This window comes from Micromonospora sp. NPDC000089, from assembly GCF_042899365.1.
Classification (GTDB): Bacteria; Actinomycetota; Actinomycetes; order Mycobacteriales; family Micromonosporaceae; genus Micromonospora.
The window spans coordinates 19,615-40,577 of the sequence record NZ_JBIAZT010000022.1; the positions used below are offsets into that span (position 1 = coordinate 19,615).

A 20,963-nucleotide genomic window follows, 5' to 3' on the forward strand; every position below is an offset into this window, starting at 1 on the left:
GAGTGAGGAATCCATGCTGACACTCTGTCTGCACGACATCACCGAGTCGCCTGCCGGTGAGTTCGACATCCGGCCCGACGAGCTGTCGGGCATCGTCGAGGCGGTGGCGGCCCACGGACTTCCCATGCTGTCGCCGAGCCACGTCACCGAGGCGGCGCGAAGCGAACTCGATCCGCCCGGGGTGTGTCTCATCTTCGACGACGGATACCGCTCCACGCTGGAGCACGCCGGCCCGCTCATGGCCCGGTACGACTGGGCATTCGGGCTGGCGGCCGTCCCCGGCCACCTCATCAGCGGCGATCCGTCCTACCTCACCCCGCAGGACGTGGGGACCTGGCTCGCCCTGGGGGGTGAACTGCTCGGACACACCTACTCCCACGCCGACCTGCCGGCCCTGGCCGAGCCCGCCTCCGTCGACGACGAGCTCGACCGGGAGCTGCGGTTCTACGCCGCTGAGCGCCTTCCCCGGCCGGCCGCCTTCTGCTATCCCTACGGGCGCAGCTCGCCGGCCGTCGAGGAGCAGGTCGGCCGTCGCTACGGCGCCGCTTTCCGTACCGGCGACGGGGACGGCAGGGCCCTCAACATCCGCCGGCTGACCTACCGCCGCAGCAGGTTCGCCGGCGTCGACCCCGCCTCGATCGTCTCCCACGACTTCACGGACCGTACCGACAAAAGGGGTGGATGATGCGGCAGGCAACCTTCTACTGGCACAACGGACGCAGCCTCGGGCACACCTACGAGTCGGCGAAGCTCATCCGGGCGTTCCTGGCGCTGACCTCCCGGCAGGACGTCCGGGTGGCGGGCATCACCGGGGCGTTCCACGGACTGAGCATGCTGCCGGCCGACTGCGACATCATGAAGGTGCCGGGCTACCGCAACTACGACGACCAGCGGAACTATGGTTCGGCGCCGGTCAGCAACCTGTCGTACGAGGAGCTCATCGACCTGCGCGGTGCCCTGTTCCGCGAGCACCTGCGAGCGATCCCGCCGGATCTCCTCGTCGTCAACCACGAGATCGCTGGTCAGCACGGTGAGTTGGCCAAGGCGCTGACCGAGACCGGCCCGGGAACGTCGGCGGTGCTGACCTGGCGGGGAGTGCTCGACAGCGTCGAGCGCACGCATCGCAAGTACCTCACGCCGGAAGCGCTCTCCTTCATCCTCGCCACCTACCGGGAGATCCACGTCAACATCGACCCGGACGTCTTCGACCTGGCCAGCTACTACGACTTCCCGTCGGATCTCGCCGAGCGGCTCCACTACGTCGGCTATCCGGATCTGCCGGACCCGGTCGACCCGGCCGCGGACCAGCGGTCGGCGACGGTGGTCGCAGCCATGGGCGGGGGCCAGGCGTCCTGGCCCTTCTGGCAGGTACTGGCGCGCACGTTGATGGCCTCCCCGGTGTTCGACGAGATCGTCGTCCTGCCCGGCCCGTACCTGGAACCGGAGCACGCCAGGATGTTGCTGGCGGCCTGCCGCGACGACCCTCGGGTCCGGATCCGACACGACGTTCGGGACATCCGGCCGCTGCTGGCCCGGGCCCGTCTCTTCGTGGGCGCCGCGGGCGCGAGCACGGTCAGCGAGGTCCTGGCGACGCGGGTCAACGCGATCCTCGTGCCCCGGCAGGTCCACGAACGGGAGCAGGAGATCCACGCGCGCCGGCTCGACGAGTTGGGGCTGGTCCGGTTCGTACCCAAGGAGCGGTGGACCGAGGAGTTCCTCGGTGGTGTCGTACGCGCGGCCCTGGACGACCCGCGTCCCACCCGCAATCCGCCCCGGATGGGTGGCGCGCGGACGAGCGCCGCGCGGCTGGCCGCACTCGTCGGCGCGGATCGGGGGGACCGATGACCGTGCCGGACAGCACCGCAAGGGTCGTCATCATCATGCGCCAGTTCGCGGTCGGCGGACTGGAGCGGGTGGTCATGATGCAGGCGAGGTTGTGTGCCGAGGCGGGGCACGACGTCGTCATCCTGATCCTGGCCGGAGGAGCGGGAAACAGCCTGGTGGTCGAGTGCGACCCGCGCGTGTCGGTCCGCGTGCTGCCACCGGGCGTGCTGGCCCGCCGGCGGGTGCTGTCCGAGACCTGCGGCGACGCGACGGTGCTCCTGCACTTCGGCTACGGCCGGCTCTATCCGCGACTGCGGCTGGCGCTGCTCGGAGCGGGGGCGCGCAGGGTCATCCGGTTCTGTCACTCCGACTACTCGCGACTCCGGAACCCGGCCGTCAACGCGCTCGACCGGCTGCTCGCCCGGCGTGACGAGATGGTCGCGGTGGGGGGCGGGGCCCGGACTTTCCTGGTGGACGTCGTCGGGCTCGATCCCGAGCGGGTCCGGACCCTGGCCAACGTCGCGCCCCCCACGCCGGTGGCCGGCGCATCGCCGCCGGCCGGCCTGACATTGCTGACCGTGTCGGACGTCGAGCCACACAAGGGCCTGGACGACGTGGTGGCCGCCCTGGCGATGACCTCGTCCGGTCCGGACGAGCCGAGGCTGTCCGTCATCGGCGACGGATCCGACCTGATCCGCGTGTGGCGACTGGCCCAGGAGTCGGGTGTCCTGCACCGGATCGACTGGCGGGGAGCGATCTGGCATCAGCCGACGGTGCGGCACCTGCTCAGGTCGACCGACGTCTTCGTCTCCATGAGCAGGGCCGAGGGCATCCCGCTGTCCGTGCTGGAGGCTGTCCGCCACGGTGTACCGCATCTCGTGCTCTCCGACATACCCGGCCATCGTGCGGCGGCCGGCGGCAACGCCGTCTATGTTGACTGCCGCGACCCGGCGGCCCTGGCCCGCACGCTCGACCGCATCGCCGTCGAGATGACGGCGAACGGCCGCGCCGTGCCGCCGCGTCCGCCGGAGCGGGCGGACGACGAGGTCGCGCTGCGGAGCTACGGATCCGCGCTGCTGGAGCTGCTGTCGGCACCGGGGGCACGCACGGAAGAACCGGTCGTCGCATGATGGACGTCGCCGATGAGTACGGGTTCACCGACTGGTTCACCGACCGCCGGGACGGCTATCTCGCCTCGCTCATGGAACTGGTGCGGATACCGTCGACCTCGCCCGACGAGCATCGAGCCGGCGACTGGGCGGCCGACTACTTCGCCGCGCGCGGCTTCACCGTACGCCGGGAGGACCGCCATCCCGACACGCTGCGGCACCCGCTGGCGAACCCGAACAGGTTCCCGCAGCTTCCCGGCTCCCTGCGGCAGAACGTGCACGTTGACTGCGGCGGGTCCGGCAGCCCGTCCGACCGGGTGCTGTTCAGCGCGCACCTGGACGTCGTTCCCGCCACGCCACGCTTCACCGACGCGTTCGTGCCCCGGTTGGACGGGGCACACCTCGTCGGCAGGGGCACCGCCGACACGAAGGGCAACCTCGTGATGGTGGCTGCGGCGCTCGACTTCCTGGACGGCCGGGGGATCCGCCGCCGGCCGGTCGAACTGGACCTGGTCGTCGAGGAGGAGATCGGCGGCAACGGGGCGTTGTCGTCGTGCCTGTGGGGGCGCGCGGCCACGGCCGTGGTCGTGCTCGAACCCACCGACCTGGTCGTCTACACCGGACACCGGGGTGTCGTGCTGGGCACGATCGAGCTGCTCGGGCCGTCCGCGCACATCGGTGGTTCCGACGGACGCCTGGTCGACGCCATCGGTCCGTTGGTCGCCATGCTGGTGGACGAGGAACGGGAGCTGACGGCCGTCGCCCGCGCCCACGCCAGCTTCGCCGACTGCGCGAATCCGATCCAGGTAAACGTCAGCGCGATCGCGGGCGGTCAGTGGTTCGGCTCGCGTCCGGAGTCCGTACGACTCGACGTCACCGTCGGGGTGCTTCCCTGGGAAACGCCGGCAGCAGCGGCGGAGCGGCTGTCGACCGCGCTGCGGAAGCGCCTGGGCGCCACCTTCCCCCGGATCGGGACGCGCCTCGACTTCTCCGGCATGCGCAACGGCGGCTACCTGGGCGACCAGCGGGAGGTGGCGCTCGCCAGGACACTCGTACCGGATCCGGTCGGGGACCCGGTGCCGGCCGCCGGCCGAACCTGGAACGTCAGTTGTGACGCCCGGCTCTATCGCAGCGTGCTCGGGCTGCCGACGGTCGTCTTCGGCGCGGGCTCCCTGACCGAGGCGCACGGCATCGACGAAAAGCTCGACCTGGCCCAGTGGGAGCGGGGCATTCGGCTGCTGGCCAACTTCCTGAGGAGTACCAAGTGAGGGTCGGTGTGGTCTTCGGCGGATCATCGGGTGTCGGCGCGGCCGTGACCGCACGTCGGCGGGCCGCCGGCGACCGGGTCATCGCCGTCTCCCGACGGCCCCTACCGGGACCGGACGACGTGCCGGCGGACATCCGGGACCCGGCCGCCGTCGACAGGTGCCTCTCCCTGCTCGCGGACCGTCGGCCGGTCGACTACATCGTGAACTGCGTCGGCATCGGGCTCTACGCCCCGCTGGAATCCGCCCGCGTCGACCTCTGGAAGGAGGTCTTCGAGACCAACGTGCTCGGCCTGCTGTGTGTGCTCTCCGCCGCCGAGCGACTGTGCCCGTCCCTGAACCAGTTCGTGCACATCAGCTCCCTGGCGGCGCTGCGGATGTCCGAGACACCCGGATCGCTCTCCTACTCGCTCTCCAAGCTGGCCGCCCACCACGCCGTCGCCGACCATCGGTCCAGAGCCAGGCTGAACGGCCGGCCGACCAGGGTCTCGACGGTGACCCCGGGCTTCATCGGCGGCACCTCCTTCGAGGCCGCCTACAGCCGCACCGCGCCGCACGACCTCGACCTGTACGGCGGCTTCGAGCCGCTGTCGGCGGACGACGTCGCGGGCGCCGTCGACTACGTCCTCTCCCTACCGGAGACGGTCGAGGTCCGGGATCTCACCCTCGCGCCCATGGGGCAGGTGCGCTGATGAACCGCGTCCTCATCGTCGGCGAGGGGTACGCGGGGAGCCGGTTCCGCCGGGCGTTCGAGTTTCTCGACGACACCGGCCGTCTCCCCGCCGAACTGGCGGTCGCGGACCCGAGACGGCTCGCCGCCGACGACCGGGTGCGGCGATACCACGACGTCGAGACGGCGCTCGACCGCTTCCGCCCGCACGTCATCTGCAACACCACCAACGAGGTCGCTCACGAGGACGTGTTCCACCAGCTGCGGAGCTATCCCCGGGCGCTGGTCCTCACGGAGAAACCGCTGGCACACGACGGGCCCAGCTCGGTCCGCTCCGCCACGAGCCTGAGCCGACATGCCGTGTCCATGAACCTGGTCGAACGATTCTCACCGATCGTGCAACAGGCCCGGGACTGGATCCGGGGCCTGGGCCCGGAAACCACGATCATGAAGGTCGAGGCGGACTGGGGGAAGAACCGGGTCTTCGATCACCGGCCGACCTCCGGGGTGATGTCCGAGGCGATCCACGTGGTGGACCTCGTGGATCTCATCCTCACGCCGTTGGCCGGGGTCGCCTGGGACGGTCACCTGACCGACAGCGACTACTCGCGCGCGGGCGAACCGCTGCCCGAGTCGTTCTCGGCCGTCGGGTCGAGCCTGGGCACCCGGGTCACCCTGTCGTCGTCCTTCGCCTGGCCGCATCGCACCAGAAGAATCCACGCCCTCCTGCGGAGCGGGGATCACGTCTATTCCTTCCTCATGAACTTCGACGACCCGAAGTGGGACTGCGACTCGCTCTTGATCCGGGAACTCCTCCCCACCGGCCGGTACCGCGAGGAATTGATGACCGCAGTCGGCCTGGACGACATTCACCCGAGAATACGAGGTATCAACAAGGTGGTCGCCTTCATCGAAGCATCATGGTCCGCGTGGCGTACGGCCGCGACCGATCCGCTCATCGTCGACACCGATCGCGCGCTGGCGTTGCAGGACATCCTCTCCGCGATCGAGCAGGGCGTCCGCAGAGCCGCGACGCCGATGTCGATGCACCCGGTGGGCTGGGGTGGTCGGCCGTGACGGCCGCGCCGCAGCGCGACCCCGTCGTCTGTGTCTGCGTCGACGACAACTACGCGCCGGGTGCCCGGGTGGCCCTCCGCTCGGCGATCCGGAACACCGACGCTCCGTTCCTGCCCATGGTCGTGGACTGCGGGCTCGGTGCGGAGTCGATCGCCGCCCTGCGGGCTGCCGTGCCGGGCGTCGCCATCGTCGGCGCCGACAGCTCGCGAGCACTGGAGGGTCTGGCGACGGCAACCCTCAACGAGCTGCTGACCAGCGCGATGTACGGCCGGTTGATCGCCCCACGGCTGGTGCCCGAAGGCACGGAACGCCTGATCTATCTCGATGCCGACATGCTCGTGGTCGACTCCCTGGAACCGCTGTTCACCGCGGAGCTGCACGGTGGTGTCGGAGCGGTGGAGGACACCTGGGTCGATCCCGGTCACGCCCGGACGCTGGTCGGGGCGGACAGCGACGTGCCCTGGAACCACCGGCCGTACCTGAACTCCGGCATGCTGGTGATCGAGCTGGCCGCCTGGCGGTCCCGGCGGGTGTCCGAGCAGGCTCTGGACTACGTCCGCGCCCGGCCGACCCTGCGTACGCCGGACCAGGACGCCCTCAACGTGGTTCTGCATGACGGCTGGCACCGGCTCGACCCGAAGTGGAACCACTACGTCCAACGCCCCGGCAAGTCACCCGACGTCGGCACCCGTGAGTGGACCACCGGCGAGTCGTCGGCGGTACGTCCCGCCATCTACCACTTCATCGGTCGGCGGAAGCCGTGGAAGACCCGCTACCTCCCCGCGGACATGCACGAGTTGTACGACTCCTACCTGCTGGAGGCCCGGGATGCCTGAAGTCGGCGAACAGTTGCTCGCCCGGATCGAGGAGGTGACGGGGTGTCCGGCGCTCCTGATCCGCCCGCTGTCCGGGTCGATCCTCAACGTCGTCCATCTGGTGCGGTGCGGGGAGCGCGAACTCGTCGCCAAGATGGGTGCCGCCGAGGGGATCAGGCGGGAGGCCGCGGTCCTGACGATGCTCCGCCCGACCGGGGTGCCGGTACCGCACGCCGCCCTGCTGCCCGCGGATCCGTCGTTCCCGTCCGATCTCCTGCTGGTGGACGTGCTCCCCGGCCACGCCGCCGAGCCCGACAGCGAGGTGCTGGCGGACGCGGGCCGCAGCCTGCGGCGGCTGCACGACATCCGGCTGCCCGGCTTCGGCCCGGTCGCCGACGGCCCGGCCGGTACGTCCGCCACCTGGGCCGGGTTCCTGGACGGCGTCGTGGCCGAGGCCCGACGAGCCGTCCCGGAGCACGTCCTGCCCGCGGCCCTGCATGACGAGGTGGACGCGCAGTCGCGCCACCGGCGCGTCCGCGCCCACGTCGCCGGGGTCGATCACGGTGTCCTGCTGCACGGAGACCTGGTGCCCAAGCACGTCTGGGACGACCATGGCCGCCTCGCCGGGCTGATCGACTGGGGCGACGCGATGGTGGGTGACCCGCTTTTCGACCTGGCCCGGTTCTCGATGTCGGGCGAGGACGCCTTCCGACGATGTCTCGACGGCTACCGCACCGCGTCCCCGCAGGACCCCTACGTCCTCGCGTTCTACCGGATGGTCTGGTCCCTCATGGCTCTCATCGTGGAGTGCGGCGCCGGGGGCGACTGGGTCGACGGATACCTCTCGACCGTGCGCGACGAACTCCACCGCCTGCGGACCGCGGACGAGGGAGGGCAGCCGTGACCGGGCCCCAGCGCGTCGTCGTCGTCGGTCAGGGCTACGTCGGCCTGCCCCTCGCGATGCGGGCGGTCGAGGTCGGCTTCGTGGTCACCGGCGTCGACACCGATGAGCGGCGGGTCGAGCGGTTGTGCTCCGGCCGGTCCTACGTCGAGGACGTCCCGAACGAACGGCTGGTCGCGGCGCTGGCCACCGGACGCTTCCACGCCCGTGCCGCGTTGCGTCCCGACGACGAGTTCGACATCGCCGTGATCACGGTTCCGACCCCCCTGCGGAACGGGGAACCCGATCTCTCCTACGTCGAGCAGGCAGCGCGCCACCTCGCGCCCTTCGTCCGGCGGGGGACGACGGTGATCCTGGAGTCGACGACCTATCCCGGCACGACGGAGAAGGTGCTCGCACCCGTGCTGGAGGCCGCCTCCGGACTGGTCGCCGGCGTGGACTTCTATCTCGGTTACAGCCCCGAGCGGGTCGATCCGGGAAACCCGGACTGGCGGATCGAGAACACGCCGAAGCTGGTGTCGGGCAACACGTCGGAGTCCCTCGTCGCGATCCAGTCCTTCTACACCGCCATCGTGGACCGGACGGTGGCGGTGAGTTCCCCATCGGTCGCCGAGTTCGCCAAACTGCTGGAGAACACGTTTCGCCACGTCAACATCGCTCTGGTCAACGAGCTGTCGATGCTGGGCCACGAGATCGGCATCGACGTGTGGGAGGCCGTCGAAGCGGCGGCGACCAAGCCGTACGGCTACCTGAGGTTCGATCCGGGCCCTGGCGTCGGTGGTCACTGCCTGCCGATCGACCCGACGTACCTCTCCTGGTACGTCGGGCACCGCCTGGGTCGGGCCGTCCGCTTCGTCGACCTGGCGAACGACATCAACAACGGCATGCCCGAGTACGTGGTCGGCCGGGTCGGGCAGGCGCTGGCGGCGCAGGGGAAGCCCATCGCCGGGGCGCGCCTGTTGCTCCTCGGCATGGCCTACAAGAAGAACACGGGAGACGTCCGGGAGTCGCCGGCGGTCCGGATCGCGGAGTCGCTGACGAACCTGGGCGCCGACGCGCGGTTGGTCGACCCCCACGTGGAACCGGGCGTCCATCCGCACCTCAACCGGGCGGAGTTGACCCTCGACGAGATCGAAGCGGCCGACGTGGCCGTGATCCTCACCGACCACGACGCGTTCGACGTCGACCTGCTCGCCGCCGCTCGCCACGTGCTCGACTGCCGCAACCGGATGAAGAACGCCGACAACGTGGAGGCCCTGTGAACAGCGACGTCAAGCCCCGCATCGCGGTGGTCGGGGGCGGCATGGCCGGTCTCGAACTCGCCGCGGCGCTGGCCGCGCGGGGTGCGGCGCACATCGAGGTGATCGAGCGGGGACCGGCCACCCGTCGGGACCACATCCTGTGGGATCGGGAGACGTACCCGGGTGACGAGAAGACGCGGCGATGGACGGGGGAGGGCTGGGGGGCGGACGGGGGTCTCTCGGAGCGACTCGGCGGCCGGTCGCTCTGCTATCACGGGGTCCTCCTGGGCATCGAACCGTACGCGCTCGACGCCTGGCCGACGGCCTGGGTCGACCGGCTGGCGGGACCGAAGGGCTACTACCGGTCGATCCCGGCGGAGCTGGAGCCCGCGTTCCCCGAGCTCTGGCCCGCTCGTCCGTCGGCCGGTGCGGCGGGTCTCGGCCTGCGGCACGTCCCGCAGGCCGTCCGGGTCCTAGATGACGGGCGACGGCTGACGGCCTACACGCCGTTGACGGCGGTGATGGAGCTGGCCAGGTCCCGCGCACTGGAGATCGTACGGGCCGCTGCCGTCCGGGTGGAGCCGAAAGGTGCCCGGTCGTGGACCGTCGAGGTGGTCGGCCCGGACGGCGCCCCGGAGCGGCGGGGCCCGTTCGACGCATGCGTGCTGGCGGCCTCGGCGATCGGCAACGTCCAACTCCTCAGCCGGTCGCTGGACCGCGAGATGGAGACGAACCTCACCGATCACCTCTGCGTGGGCGGGCTCGTTCGGCTGCCGGCCGGTGTCCCGCTCAACGAGTTCCGGCACCGGAAGGTGTGGTCGGGGTATCTTCCGGTGTCCGAACTCGACGCGAACATCTTCGTCCGCGAGTTCGAGCCCCTGCCCAACGGCGACCGGTTTCTCGACATCCACGCGGTGGTCGAGCAGGACGACAGCGATCAGGGATCGAGCACCCTCCTGGCGTCGCCGACCGGCACCAACATCACGCCGGTGCTGTCCACCGCCGACGAGCAGAAGCTCGCCGCCGTGCAGGATCGCGTCCGCGACATCGCGTGCGCCATGGGTCAGGAGTCCGTACGGAGCGAAACGGAGATGAGAGGCACCTGGACCCACGCCCAGGAGAGCATCCACCGGCAGGCGGCGCACAGCGTGGCGTACTACCAACTCCCGTACGGCGAGTACGAACACGAATCAGCGACGCACCCGATCGGCGGAGCGGGGATCACGATCGGTGTCGATCTCGATGTCGAGGAGCTGCCGGGCGTCTACGTCACCGGTCCGGGCGCATTCCCCCGGATCGGCGCGGCGAACCCGGCGCTGACGATTCTCTCGATGTCGCGGTCGCTGGCCACCATCCTGAGCGACCGATACGCCGGGTGAGCGGGCCGTGTCTCCCGGCCCTAACCCATCATCAAGGGCTTGACCTACTGCCAGTCGGTCAAGCCCTTAATGATGTGCGCCGTGCGGCCGGTGGTCAGCACCGCCCTCGAAGGCCCCTCAAGCCCTTGCCGTGCAGACGGCGGTCGCGGCGGCAGAGCCGGCCCGGGCAGCTCACCGTAGCGGCGAAGGAGTTCGCCGCTACGTAGCCCCGACGGCACCGCGCACGCGCCGGAAGCGACCCGCGGCCAGTGACGCCACGGCGAGGTGCAGAAGTTCGCCGACAGGAGGGTGGGGCGCACGCTCACCCTCCGGCCGATATCCAGAATGGACGAGGCCTACCGAACCAACCTCTCAGGGCTCCGCTCCCGAACCCCGACCCTCCTCAGGGATCAGCCGGGGGCGGAGCACCTTCCCGGGCACCCCAAGGGCTGCCAGTCTCCCCGGACGGGGCCGGGGTCGTCGTACGGCCGACCCGGATCACCCCGTTGTTTGCAGGCACTCGGCGAGCAGGTCGACGACATCGCGCCAGGCCCGCTCCGCGTGCCGTGGGTGGTGGCCGACGCCGGGGAGCAAGCGCTGGTCGACCGGCGGGTGGTGGAAGGCGTGCAAGGCGCCGCCGTAGGTTACGAGGCGCCAGTCGATGCCCGCGGCCTGCATCTCGGCGGTGAACGCCTCCCGTTGCGGGGGCGACATGATCGGGTCTTCCGACCCGACCCCGGCCCACACCGGGCAGCGAATGCGCGCCGCCTCGCCCGGTCGGCCCGTGATCAGTCCGTTGACTGTCCCGATCGCGCGCAGGTTGACGCCGTCGCGCCCCAGCTCCAGCACGATTGCGCCCCCGGTGCCGTAGCCGACGGCGGCGATCCGGTCGGGGTCGGTTCGCGGTTCGGCGCGCAGGACGTCGAGCGCCGCGTGGCCGATGCCCCGCATCCGATCGGGGTCGGCGAGCAGCGGCATGCACCGGGCCAGCATCTCCTCGGGGTCGGTGAACCAGCGCCCGCCGTGGATGTCGAAGGCCAGCGCCACGTACCCCAGCTCAGCCAGGGCGTCGGCTCGGCGGCGCTCGACGTCGCTGAGCCCCGGCCCCTCGGGCCCGACCAGGACAGCGGGCCGGCGGTCGACACCGGCCGGGAGCGCGAGGTGCCCGATCATCGTCAGGCCGTCAGCCGGGTACTCGACCGTGCGCGCGGTAACCGTCGTCATGAGACTGGACAGTAGCGACCGTCGAGCCCGGGTCGGCCCGGATTCGCCGCTGGCAGAAAGTGGGTCGGGAGCAGACCCAACGCCTGGTGCTGAACCTGCACGACTGGCACGGGGACCTCGCGGCCGCGCGGACACGCGGACTTCCGGTCGGAGCGCCTGACGGATCGTCTCCCGGCTGTACCCGGTGACCCGCTGCAGATCGACTGGCCGCCATCCGGCCGCATGAAACGCCCGCAGCTGCTCGTCCCGCTCGGTCAACGCGGCCGCGCGCGTCGCCTCGTATCGGGAGACAACCGCATGCGGCTCATCCTCGGAGAACTGGCTCATGCTCGGGAGCCCACTACGCTAGGCCCAGCCCACTTGGCTTCGTCGCCGTGTACAGGTGCGGTGGACAACCCGAATACGCCGCCCGCGCCACGTCTGCCTGTGATCGCCTTCGCAGGAGGTGCCGGCGGCGGTCTTCGATGGCGGCGGTCAGCGGGTCTTCTTCGTTGCTCGCTTGCGAGGTGGGGTCAACAGGTCGGCGATCGTGGCGATGGCGGACGGCACTAGGCGGTAGTACGCCCAGACGCCGCGCTTGTCGCGTTCGAGCAGGCCGGCCTCGGTGAGGATCCGTAGGTGGTGGCTGACGGTCGGCTGGGAGAGTCCGAGGGGCGCGATGAGGTCACTGACGGACGCCTCTCCCTGCGGGGCGGACTGGATCAGGCTGAGCAGTCGCAGCCGCGCCGGGTCGGCGAACGCCTTGAGCACTCCCGCGAGCCGTTCGGCATCGGCGCGGTCGATCGGCTCGCCGGCGAGGGGCGAGATGGCAGGCGTCTCGGTCTTCACTGTTCCCACGTCGTGCATCGTTGCAGCTGACACCGTCGATCGGCTGGTGAACGAGGGCAGGATCACCGTGAGTTCCAGTGCGGGCCCACCGCTTCTGCCGCCTGCATGATGATCTCGGATCGAACCCTGCGTCCGGCGCGGTTCATGCCCGACGACGTCGACGGTCGGGTGCTGTTCGGGGTGGCCACCCGCAAGGCCGCCGGTGGGGCCGGTGAGAGTGTCAGCGACCTCGGCGACATCGTGATGGTGCCCAGCGTCCGCGACGCCCGTGATCGCGGCGTCCTGCACCCCCGTCCGATGTTCGCGCGGTTGACCGAGCGCGGTGTGCGCTGGGCCGACGGTGCCGAGGAGTCCTGCGACGCCGTGATCTGGCGTACGGGGTTCCGGCCCAACCTCACCCACCTCGCGCCCTTGTTGCCGGGATGGGGGCAGGGGACGGTGGCCGTCGAGGGCACCCGGCCGGTGGACGAGGGCCGCCTCTACCTGCTCGGCTACGGGGATTGGACGGGGGCGGCGTCGGCCCCGCTGGTGGGTGCCGGCCGGACCGCGAAAGCGACGGTCGCCGACATCGCCGCCCGCCTGGGCGAATCACCGTAGGCCCGGGGCCCGGCCGCGCTGGCGGGGCCCTGGGCCGGTGCCGGTCAGGCTAGGCCGTCGGGGAAGCCGGGGAAGTTCTCCACCTCGGTGGTGGTCATCAGCGCTCCGCCGGACTGGCTGCCCTCGATGACCACAGGTGTGAGGTTGGCGCGGGCGGCGTAGACGGCGGCGGTGTATCCGGCGGGCCCGGAACCGATGATGATCAGCGGCTGGGGTTCGGACATGACGGGGCTCCTGCTCAGGGGTGAGCCGCCCGCCGGACGGGTGGTCCGGCGGGCGGCGAACAAGGGAGGGTGTCAGGCGGTGGGGCGCAGCTCGGCGAGGAGCTTCTCCACCCGGGCACGGATGTCGTCGCGGATCGGGCGGACGGCGTCGACGCCCTGGCCGGCCGGGTCGTCGAGCTTCCAGTCCTCGTAGCGCTTGCCCGGGAAGACGGGGCAGGCGTCGCCGCAGCCCATGGTGACGATCACGTCCGAGGACTCCGCGGTGGCGTACTCAAGGAGCTTGGGGGTCTGGTCGGTGATGTCGATGCCGACCTCGGCCATGGCCTGCACGGCGGCGGGGTTGACGGTGTCGGCGGGTGCGGAGCCGGCGGAGCGGACCTCGACGGTGTCGCCGGCGAGGTGACGCAGCCAGCCGGCGGCCATCTGGGAGCGGCCGGCGTTGTGCACGCAGACGAACAGGACGCTGGGCTTGTCGCTCATGGGGTGCCTTTCATGGGGTGCGGGGCCGGTTGACCGGCCGCGCTTCGAGGTCAGGGGGCAGGACGCGGGCGGGGCTGGTGTTGCGGTCGACGAGCCGGTAGCGGCCGGGGTCGTAGCGCCGGTTGACGACGGAGAAGGTGGGCCGAGCGTGGTGAGGCCGGTCTGTCATGAGCGGTGGTGGACGGTGGCGTCCTCCTCCGCGGGTACGACGACCTGGTCGGCGGCAGCGCCGGCGTCTGGGTAGAGGGCGGCGAGCAGACCAACCCCGACGGCGAGGCCCACCAGCTGCGCGAGGACGAAGCCGGGTACGGAGGTGGGGGCGATGCCGGCGAAGGTGTCGGTGAACGCGCGGCCGATCGTCACGGCGGGGTTGGCGAACGAGGTCGACGAGGTGAACCAGTAGGCGGCGCCGATGTAGGCGCCGATGGCGGCGGGGGCGACCGGGGCGCGGCCGGAGCGGGCGAGGGCGAAGATCAGCATGATCAGGCCGGTCGTGGCGACGACCTCGCCGAGCCAGAGGTGGCTTGCGGCGCGATCCTTGCCGGAGAAGTCGACGGCGGCGAGGTCGAACATCAGGTTGGCCAGCACCGAGCCGGCGATCGCCCCGAGCACCTGCGCCGCCACGTACCCGCCGAGGTTCCGGGCGGTGAGGCCGGTGCCGGCGCGGCGGCCGAGGAACCAGTCGGCGGCCGAGACCACGGGGTTGAAGTGCGCGCCGGAGACCGGCCCGAAGATCAGGATCAGCGTGGCGAGAGCGAACGCGGTGGCGATCGAGTTCTCCAGCAGCTGCAGTCCGGCGTCGGTCGGGGAGAGGGTGGTGGCCATGATGCCGGAGCCGACCACGGCAGTGACCAGCAGGGCGGTGCCGGTGAACTCGGCCAGCAGGCGCCGCCACACGGTGGGGGTCATCGGTCTGTTCTCTCCCATGGTGTCGCTGTCCCGAAGGCTCGGGCAGCTCGGTTATCGGGTGGTGGGGACGTGCAGGTCGTCGAGGAGGCGGCGGACCCGGCGTTCGACCTCGTCGCGGATTGGACGCACGTCGGCGGTGTCGAGGCCGGCGGGGTCGTCGAGGTCCCAGTTCTCGTAGCGGGTGCCGGGGAAGACCGGGCAGGCGTCGCCGCAGCCCATGGTGATCACGATGTCGGCGGCGCGCACGACCTCGTCGGTCCACGGCTTGGGGAACTCCTCGCCGATGTCGATGCCGCGTTCGGCCATGGCGGCGGTCGCGGCGGGGTTGAGTGCGATTGGTGGCCCTCGACGCGGGCGAGGGCCTGCAGGCGCTGGCCGGCGAAGCGTTCGGCGAGCAGCGGCAGGTGGTGGGGGATGGTGCTGGCGATGGCGAACTGGTCGTAGCTGGAGTGCAGGAACCGCTCGATGGAGACCTCTCCGTAGGGGTGGGGGCTGGTGTCAGTCATGACGGTCTCCCGGGGTGGTGCTGACGGCGGGGGCGACCCGGTCGACGCGGGCGGCGAGGTCGGCGAACGCGGCCTCGAACGCCTCGTCGGTGTCGACGCGGACCGGGTCGGGCACCGACCAGTGCAGGCGGGGGCGAACGGGCCCGGCGAGGTCTTCGTGGGCGTTGTCGCACACGGCGATGAGCAGGTCGTCGTCGCGGACGACGTCGGTGACGTGGGCGGTGGCGGTGGGATCCAGGCGCAGCCCGTGCCGGCCGGCGACGGCCACGGCGCGGGGATGCACCCGGGCGGCCGGTTGCGTGCCGGCGGACGCGGCCGGGCTGTGGGTGCGGTCCTGCCACAGCGCCGCGGCCAGTTGCGAGCGGGCGGAGTTGCGGGTGCAGACGAACACCACCCGGCCGACACCGGTCAGCGGCGGCGGGGTCAGCACGGCCAGGGTCTCCGGCCGAAGCCGCAGGTAGGTGCGGCGCTTGTCGCCCTCGGAGCGGCCCTTGACCACCAGGCCGGCTTCGGTGAGGACCTTGACGTGGTGGGCGACGAGGTTGGTGGGCAGGTCGAGGGTGTGGGCGATCTCGCCGGGGGACGCGTCGCCGAGGGTGAGCGCGTCCACGATCGCCAGCCGCGCCGGGTCGCCGAGCGCGGCGTGGATCCGCGCCCGCCCAGCCAGAGAATTACGCTCAGCGTTCATTGACTCAACAATAGCTGAGCTATAAGGGGTTGGCAAAGAGTGGTCCCCGAGAAGCGGCCGACCGAGGCCCGGGTGTGCGGCATCGGCCGACCGAGCGTTTCGACCCTCCCTGCCCACGCCCGCCCGTCACGGCGGGCGCGTTGCTACGAGCCGGCCGGCTCGACGGCGAGCAGGGACGCCAACTGGCGAAGGGCGCCGGGCCGGGCGCGGTAGTAGACCCAGGTGCCGCGCCGTTCCGCGTCGACCAGGCCGGCTTCGCGCAGCGTCCGGAGGTGGTGGGAGATCGTCGGGCCGGTCAGGTCGAACGCCGGTGTGAGGTCGCAGACGCACGCCTCCCCGCCCTGGGCGGAGGCGATCATCGACATCAGCTGCAGGCGTACCGGGTCGCCGAGCGCCTTGAACGCCGCCGCGAGAGCCCCGGCCGCCTCCGGCGGCACCCGCCGCTGCGCAAGCGGCGCACAGCAGGAGGTCGCCGCGTTCAGGTCGATGGCGACGAGCGGCGCCGGCTGCTTAGACATGTCTCTAGGTTGACAGGCTTCTAATCACCGTGCAACTCTCTGATTTGACCGACGTCGAGACAGGCTGCGGTGAGCTGGAGGATCACGATGACTGCCGGGACTGACCGCCCGACGACCCCGCTGGGGACGGCGGGTGTCGCCGTACGGCCGATGGCCGCGACGGACGCGGACGCGGTCCTGGCGATCTACCAGGCGGGGCTCGACGCGGGAAACGCCAGTGTCGAGACGACGGCGCCGGCCGGCTGCTGCTCGACGCGCTCGTCGCCTCCACCGAGGCCGCCGGGATCTGGACCATCCAGTCCGGCGTCTTCCCCGAGAACGCCGCCAGCCTGGCCCTGCACGAGCGAGCCGGCTTCCGCGTCGTCGGCGTGCGCGAACGCATCGGCCGCCACCACGGCCGGTGGCGCGACGTGGTCCTGATCGAGCTCCGCAGCCCCACCATCACCTGACCCGTTCCTGGCCCCGGACACCCGGAGCCCGCCTACCTTTTCTGATTCGACAGTTATCAACGCAGAGGAGAGTTGCCTGATGAGCGCCCTGGACACCCTTCCGGTCGTGGTGATCGGCGCCGGCCCCGTCGGCCTGGCCGCCGCCGCCCACCTGCACGAGCGCGGTCTGCCGTTCCTCGTCCTCGAAGCCGGCGACACCGCCGGCGCGGCGGTGCGCCAGTGGGGCCACGTGCGGATCTTCTCCCCCTGGCGGTACGACATTGACCCCGCCGCCCGGCGGCTGCTCGACGACGCCGGCTGGGTCGCCCCCGACCTCGACGCCCTGCCCACCGGCGCCGAACTGGCCGCCGACTACCTCCAGCCCCTAGCCGAACTGCCGCAGCTCAAGCCACACCTGCGCTACGGCGCACAGGTCGAGGCGATCAGCCGGCTCGGTCTGGACCGGCTGCGCACCGCCGGCCGCGACACCACCCCGTTCCTCGTCCGCCTGACCGACGGCCAGGAGGTGCTCGCCCGCGCGGTCATCGACGCCTCCGGCACCTGGCGTACCCCGAACGTCCTCGGCGCGTCCGGCCTGCCCGCCCGCGGCGAGACCGACGCCGCCGCGTACCTGGAACACGCCCTGCCCGACGTGCTCGGCGCCGACCGCGACCGGTTCGTCGGCCGGCACACCCTCGTCGTCGGCGCCGGCCACTCCGCCGCCAACACCCTGCTCTCCCTGGCCGACCTCGCCACCCAGGCGCCGGGTACCGAGGTCACCTGGGCGATCCGCACCACCTCACCGGCGCGCGCCTACGGCGGCGGCGACGCCGACGCCCTCCCCGCCCGCGGCGCGCTGGGCTCCCGGCTGCGCGCCCACGTCGACGCCGGCCGGATCCGGCTGCTCACCGGCTTCACCGTCCACGCCCTCACTCCCACCGACGACCGGGTGACCGTCGTCGTGCGCAACGGCGACGGCAGCGAGGAATCGGTCACCGTGGACCGCATCGTCGCCGCCACCGGCTTCCGCCCCGACCACCGCATCGCCGCCGAGCTGCGCCTGGACCTCGACCCGGTCATGGGCGCCACCCGCGCTCTCGCCCCGCTCATCGACCCCAACGAGCACTCCTGCGGCACCGTCCCCCCGCACGGCGTCGACGAACTCGCCCACCCCGAGGTCGGCTACTACGCCGTCGGCATGAAGAGCTACGGCCGCGCCCCGACGTTCCTCATGGCCACCGGCTACGAACAGGTCCGCTCCGTCGCCGCCGCCCTCGCCGGCGACTGGGCCGCCGCCCGCGACGTCCAGCTCGACCTGCCCGAAACCGGCGTGTGCAACAGCAACCCCGACGACTCCGCCACCGGCGACAACTGCTGCGGCCCCGCACCGGTGGGACGCGGGCTGGCCACCGGCATCACCGGCGGGCTGCTCACCGCGCCACTGAACCTCGTCACCCTCGCCGCCGCCCCCGCCGACACGCAGGCCGGCGGCTGCTGCGGCAGCTGATGCCCACCACCACGACGGTGCCCGCCGCCGACCCCACCGTCGGCGGGCGCCGTCGTGGTGGCGGATCGTCGCCGCCCTCGCCGTCACCCCCACCATCGGCTACGGCACCCTGTACTACGCCTGTATGGTGGGCCGCTCCCTGCCACCCAAGGTGAACCCGAACAGGCGCACCGGCGAGTTGATCGACGGCCAGGCGTGTCGGCCGGGTGAGCTGACCACCCCTCGTGCTGTGACCTCGAACTTTCGGTGTCGGGGTCAGGTTGCGCGGGTGGCGGGCTGAAGTGCTTCAAGATCCTGCGCGACTACCGCCGCGCCGCCCACACATTGGCCAACGCCGCTTCCGGCATCGTCCACCTCCACAACATCATCCTCACAGGCTGACCACCGGCCCGGTGCCAGGCAACGCCTTCACCCAGTTATGAGAGGTCTCTTAGAGGGCGCGGCGGTGGTCGTCAGCCACGCATGACATTGAGTACTTTTATACGAGTGTATTCCAGCAGCCCCCAGCGACCGTACTCGACGCCGCGTCCTGAGCGGTTGGTGCCGCCGAAGGGAGTGTCGTGCCGCAAGTCGCCATGCGTGTTTATCCATACGATGCCGGCGTGCAGCTGGCCGGATAGATCACGTGCGAGTGCCTCGTCGCCCCACACCGAAGCGCCGAGGCCGTAGTCGGTAGCGTTGGCGCGAATCACGGCCTCCGGCAGACTGTCGTAGGCAATGATCGGGACGACGGGGCCGAACTGCTCTTCCAATTCCAACTCCGTCCCGGGCGGAAGATCAACCACGATTGTCGGCTGGTAGAAGTGACCAGGCCCTTCAATCGGGCGTCCGCCCGTCACCACCTTGGCGCCCGCGGCAACCGCGGCGTCCACCATCGCCGCAAGTCGGTCACGTTGTGACCTACTGATCAGGGGGCCGAATTGTGTCGACGGATCACGGCCGTCGCCGACTACAGCGGCGATGGCGAGGCGGCTCAACGCCTGAGTCAGCTCGGCAGCCTGCTTGCGGGAAACGAAGACCCGCTTGACGGCGGCGCAGAACTGGCCGTTATTCGCCATTGCCGCGCCAAACAGCGCGGGCGCGATGGAGGCGATGTCGGCACCGGGCAACACTATCGCCGGATCATTGCCGCCCAGCTCGAGCACGACAGGAAGGAGGCGGGCGGCCGCTTGGCTGGCAATCGCCATTCCTGTCTCAACGGAGCCGGTAAATGAAATCATCTGCACGCTCGTGTGCGTGCAGAGCAACTCACCCAATGCGTTGTCACCGGACACCACGTTGAGCACCCCGGCAGGCAGGCAGGCGTTGAGTGACTCTCCGAGGAGCAGTGTGGACAACGGCGTTTGTGGTGAGGGCTTGAGGACTACCGTGTTGCCGGCGAGCAACGCTGGCGCTACCTTGCAGACGGCCAGGATGAGAGGGAAGTTTGAGGGAGCGATCGCCGCGACGACGCCGTGGGGCACCCGGTTCACGGTTACGTGACGTTGTGCGCTCTCCTCGATCGGCTCGCTCGGCAGGCTGAGTGCTGCGGTGTGCTCGAACCAGTCGGCGGAAAGTTCCACCTCAGCGCGGGCGTCCGCGAGGGGCTTACCCTGCTCCAGGCTGAGCACGTCCGCTATTTCCGTCAAGTTTGTGACAAGGGCCTCCCTGCAGGCACGCAGGTGGTCGCGTCGCTCATCGTGCGTCAACGCGGCCCAAGCCGGGCCGGCCGCGGTCGCGGCGGAGACGGCGTCATCCAACTGTTCGGGCGTGCAGATCGGTGCATGCGCGAAGGTGTGACCGGTCGCCGGGTTTTCCACCGCGAGTAGTCGCGGGGTCCGCACCGTCTGGCCGCCGATCGTCATTTGGGCAGAAACGGTCTGTGGTGCGCCATTACTCACGTGACCCCCGAGGTTTTGTCTTCGCGTTTCAGTTGGGCGAAACTATTGCTGATTGATTTGGCATGTCATGCGCTCGATTGATTCAGGTACCTTGGGCAGTGGTTCGGGCGTGTTGTCGGCCGGATTTGGGTCATCGGACGTCGCGGGATTACGTAGCAGAATATCCTGATGGACCGAGAACTCGGCATTGGCGCGGTCGTAATCTTCCGGTCGGCCGATGTCGAGCCAATAGCCGTCGAATTCATAAGCGAGTGGCGCCGTGCCTCTCTTAAGGAGATCCAAAACCAGGTCATCGAAACCAAGCGGCGCCCCGGTTGGGTATCCGTTGAGGGTGGAACGCGACAATCCGTACACGCCCATCGACACCCGATACAGCTCGCTGGGCTTCTCGCGGAAGCCGGTCACCCGACCGTCGTAAGTGGTCAGTACGCCGAATTCAATGTCTACCTTCCTGAGATGTGTGGCAATAGTCAGAGGGGCGCCGTCCGCACAGTGCCTGTTCAGTAATGATCGGTAGTTGAGGCCCGTTAGGATGTCGCCGTTCATCACCAGAAAGTGCTCGGGCAGTTGGTCACGGATAGTGAGGAGCGGCCCTAGGGTGCCTAGCGGGCTGGCCTCCACCGCGTACTTGACGTAGAGTCCCCACTGCTTTCCGTCGCCCACGTATGCCTGAATGATGTGGCCGAGATGGCCGACCGCCAGGGTCACGGTTTTGAAGCCCACCGCGGCGAGCTGACGCATGACGATTTCGAGTATTGCGTGCTGGTCGCCGATGGGCACAAGCGGCTTCGGCAGGGCCGTTGTATATGGCCGGAGCCGTATACCCTTCCCACCAGCCAGGATTACAGCGTGCATTCTGATCGCTCCCTTCAAGAGATCCGTTCGATATTGGAGGGGCGCAGCGCCTGGTGACG

General features: G+C 70.3%; 21 protein-coding genes and 4 pseudogenes. 14 read left to right on the top strand and 11 right to left on the bottom strand.

Features of this window, described 5'->3' with window-relative positions:
* The first annotated feature begins 13 nt into the window (after positions 1-13).
* The 10 genes from ACFY3U_RS26455 to ACFY3U_RS26500 are packed head-to-tail and all read left to right on the top strand — an operon-like array spanning position 14 to position 10,281.
* Positions 14-685 (top strand): polysaccharide deacetylase family protein, encoded by a 672-nt coding sequence (locus ACFY3U_RS26455; protein WP_387206495.1) that lies wholly within the window; start codon positions 14-16, stop codon positions 683-685.
* Positions 685-1,845: a glycosyltransferase family protein gene (locus ACFY3U_RS26460; RefSeq protein ID WP_387206497.1), complete on the top strand. Its 1,161-nt coding sequence runs from the start codon at positions 685-687 to the stop codon at positions 1,843-1,845. The genes ACFY3U_RS26455 and ACFY3U_RS26460 overlap by 1 nt, the downstream gene beginning before the upstream one ends.
* Complete coding sequence (locus tag ACFY3U_RS26465; RefSeq protein WP_387206499.1) at positions 1,842-2,954, top strand: glycosyltransferase family 4 protein; 1,113 nt, start codon at positions 1,842-1,844, stop codon at positions 2,952-2,954. Before ACFY3U_RS26460 ends, ACFY3U_RS26465 begins: the two co-directional genes overlap by 4 nt.
* Positions 2,954-4,201: a M20 family metallopeptidase gene (locus ACFY3U_RS26470; RefSeq protein ID WP_387206502.1), complete on the top strand. Its 1,248-nt coding sequence runs from the start codon at positions 2,954-2,956 to the stop codon at positions 4,199-4,201. The genes ACFY3U_RS26465 and ACFY3U_RS26470 overlap by 1 nt, the downstream gene beginning before the upstream one ends.
* Entirely contained in the window at positions 4,198-4,890 is a 693-nt protein-coding gene (locus ACFY3U_RS26475; protein WP_387206503.1) for an SDR family oxidoreductase, read from the top strand. The genes ACFY3U_RS26470 and ACFY3U_RS26475 overlap by 4 nt, the downstream gene beginning before the upstream one ends.
* Positions 4,890-5,945, top strand: a complete 1,056-nt coding sequence (locus tag ACFY3U_RS26480; protein WP_387206505.1) for a hypothetical protein — start codon at positions 4,890-4,892, stop codon at positions 5,943-5,945. The genes ACFY3U_RS26475 and ACFY3U_RS26480 overlap by 1 nt, the downstream gene beginning before the upstream one ends.
* Positions 5,942-6,781, top strand: coding sequence for a glycosyltransferase family 8 protein (locus ACFY3U_RS26485; RefSeq protein WP_387206507.1), 840 nt, complete (start codon positions 5,942-5,944; stop codon positions 6,779-6,781). Before ACFY3U_RS26480 ends, ACFY3U_RS26485 begins: the two co-directional genes overlap by 4 nt.
* The gene (locus tag ACFY3U_RS26490) at positions 6,774-7,664 is read left to right on the top strand and encodes a phosphotransferase family protein (protein ID WP_387206510.1); all 891 of its coding nucleotides are present in this window, start codon (positions 6,774-6,776) and stop codon (positions 7,662-7,664) included. The genes ACFY3U_RS26485 and ACFY3U_RS26490 overlap by 8 nt, the downstream gene beginning before the upstream one ends.
* Positions 7,661-8,923: a nucleotide sugar dehydrogenase gene (locus ACFY3U_RS26495; protein WP_387206512.1), complete on the top strand. Its 1,263-nt coding sequence runs from the start codon at positions 7,661-7,663 to the stop codon at positions 8,921-8,923. Before ACFY3U_RS26490 ends, ACFY3U_RS26495 begins: the two co-directional genes overlap by 4 nt.
* A complete protein-coding gene (locus tag ACFY3U_RS26500; protein WP_387206514.1) occupies positions 8,920-10,281 on the top strand; it encodes an NAD-binding protein in 1,362 nt (453 codons plus the stop codon). The genes ACFY3U_RS26495 and ACFY3U_RS26500 overlap by 4 nt, the downstream gene beginning before the upstream one ends.
* A gap of 477 nt (positions 10,282-10,758) precedes the next feature.
* Here the strand turns inward: ACFY3U_RS26500 and ACFY3U_RS26505 are convergent, their stop codons facing one another.
* Both ACFY3U_RS26505 and ACFY3U_RS26510 read right to left on the bottom strand, forming a co-directional pair.
* Positions 10,759-11,484, bottom strand: a complete 726-nt coding sequence (locus tag ACFY3U_RS26505; RefSeq protein ID WP_387206576.1) for a dienelactone hydrolase family protein — start codon at positions 11,482-11,484, stop codon at positions 10,759-10,761.
* Between the two features lie 474 nt (positions 11,485-11,958).
* Positions 11,959-12,330, bottom strand: coding sequence for an ArsR/SmtB family transcription factor (locus ACFY3U_RS26510; RefSeq protein ID WP_387206578.1), 372 nt, complete (start codon positions 12,328-12,330; stop codon positions 11,959-11,961).
* 126 nt (positions 12,331-12,456) lie between these two features.
* Between ACFY3U_RS26510 and ACFY3U_RS26515 the strand changes: the two genes are divergently transcribed.
* Complete coding sequence (locus tag ACFY3U_RS26515; protein WP_387206516.1) at positions 12,457-12,909, top strand: hypothetical protein; 453 nt, start codon at positions 12,457-12,459, stop codon at positions 12,907-12,909.
* A gap of 50 nt (positions 12,910-12,959) precedes the next feature.
* Here the strand turns inward: ACFY3U_RS26515 and ACFY3U_RS26520 are convergent.
* The 7 genes and pseudogenes from ACFY3U_RS26520 to ACFY3U_RS26550 form a co-directional block, all read right to left on the bottom strand.
* Positions 12,960-13,133, bottom strand: a pseudogene (locus ACFY3U_RS26520) (NAD(P)/FAD-dependent oxidoreductase); the annotation flags it as partial.
* Between the two features lie 72 nt (positions 13,134-13,205).
* On the bottom strand, positions 13,206-13,613 hold the full coding sequence (locus ACFY3U_RS26525; protein ID WP_387206518.1) for an arsenate reductase ArsC: 408 nt from the start codon (positions 13,611-13,613) through the stop codon (positions 13,206-13,208).
* A 183-nt stretch (positions 13,614-13,796) separates the two neighbouring features.
* Positions 13,797-14,522, bottom strand: a pseudogene (locus ACFY3U_RS26530) (aquaporin); the annotation flags it as partial.
* A gap of 51 nt (positions 14,523-14,573) precedes the next feature.
* Positions 14,574-14,828, bottom strand: a complete 255-nt coding sequence (locus ACFY3U_RS26535) for a hypothetical protein (RefSeq protein WP_387206520.1) — start codon at positions 14,826-14,828, stop codon at positions 14,574-14,576.
* Positions 14,747-15,028 (bottom strand): three-helix bundle dimerization domain-containing protein, encoded by a 282-nt coding sequence (locus ACFY3U_RS26540; protein ID WP_387206522.1) that lies wholly within the window; start codon positions 15,026-15,028, stop codon positions 14,747-14,749. The genes ACFY3U_RS26535 and ACFY3U_RS26540 overlap by 82 nt, the downstream gene beginning before the upstream one ends.
* A complete protein-coding gene (locus ACFY3U_RS26545; protein ID WP_387206524.1) occupies positions 15,021-15,716 on the bottom strand; it encodes a helix-turn-helix domain-containing protein in 696 nt (231 codons plus the stop codon). The genes ACFY3U_RS26540 and ACFY3U_RS26545 overlap by 8 nt, the downstream gene beginning before the upstream one ends.
* 143 nt (positions 15,717-15,859) lie before the next feature.
* Positions 15,860-16,234, bottom strand: coding sequence for an ArsR/SmtB family transcription factor (locus ACFY3U_RS26550; protein WP_387206526.1), 375 nt, complete (start codon positions 16,232-16,234; stop codon positions 15,860-15,862).
* 87 nt (positions 16,235-16,321) lie between these two features.
* On the opposite strand from ACFY3U_RS26550, the pseudogene ACFY3U_RS26555 reads away from it, so the two are divergent.
* The 3 genes and pseudogenes from ACFY3U_RS26555 to ACFY3U_RS26565 all read left to right on the top strand — a co-directional run.
* Positions 16,322-16,683 (top strand): annotated as a pseudogene (locus ACFY3U_RS26555) (GNAT family N-acetyltransferase).
* A 79-nt stretch (positions 16,684-16,762) separates the two neighbouring features.
* The gene (locus ACFY3U_RS26560) at positions 16,763-18,169 is read left to right on the top strand and encodes an FAD-dependent oxidoreductase (protein WP_387206528.1); all 1,407 of its coding nucleotides are present in this window, start codon (positions 16,763-16,765) and stop codon (positions 18,167-18,169) included.
* A gap of 276 nt (positions 18,170-18,445) precedes the next feature.
* A pseudogene (locus ACFY3U_RS26565) lies at positions 18,446-18,550 on the top strand (IS5/IS1182 family transposase); the annotation flags it as partial.
* Between the two features lie 71 nt (positions 18,551-18,621).
* Here the strand turns inward: ACFY3U_RS26565 and ACFY3U_RS26570 are convergent.
* Together ACFY3U_RS26570 and ACFY3U_RS26575 are read right to left on the bottom strand one after the other, a co-directional pair.
* On the bottom strand, positions 18,622-20,013 hold the full coding sequence (locus tag ACFY3U_RS26570) for an aldehyde dehydrogenase family protein (RefSeq protein WP_387206530.1): 1,392 nt from the start codon (positions 20,011-20,013) through the stop codon (positions 18,622-18,624).
* Positions 20,014-20,091: 78 nt separating this feature from the next.
* The gene (locus tag ACFY3U_RS26575) at positions 20,092-20,904 is read right to left on the bottom strand and encodes an NDP-sugar synthase (RefSeq protein ID WP_387206533.1); all 813 of its coding nucleotides are present in this window, start codon (positions 20,902-20,904) and stop codon (positions 20,092-20,094) included.
* Positions 20,905-20,963 lie beyond the last annotated feature (59 nt).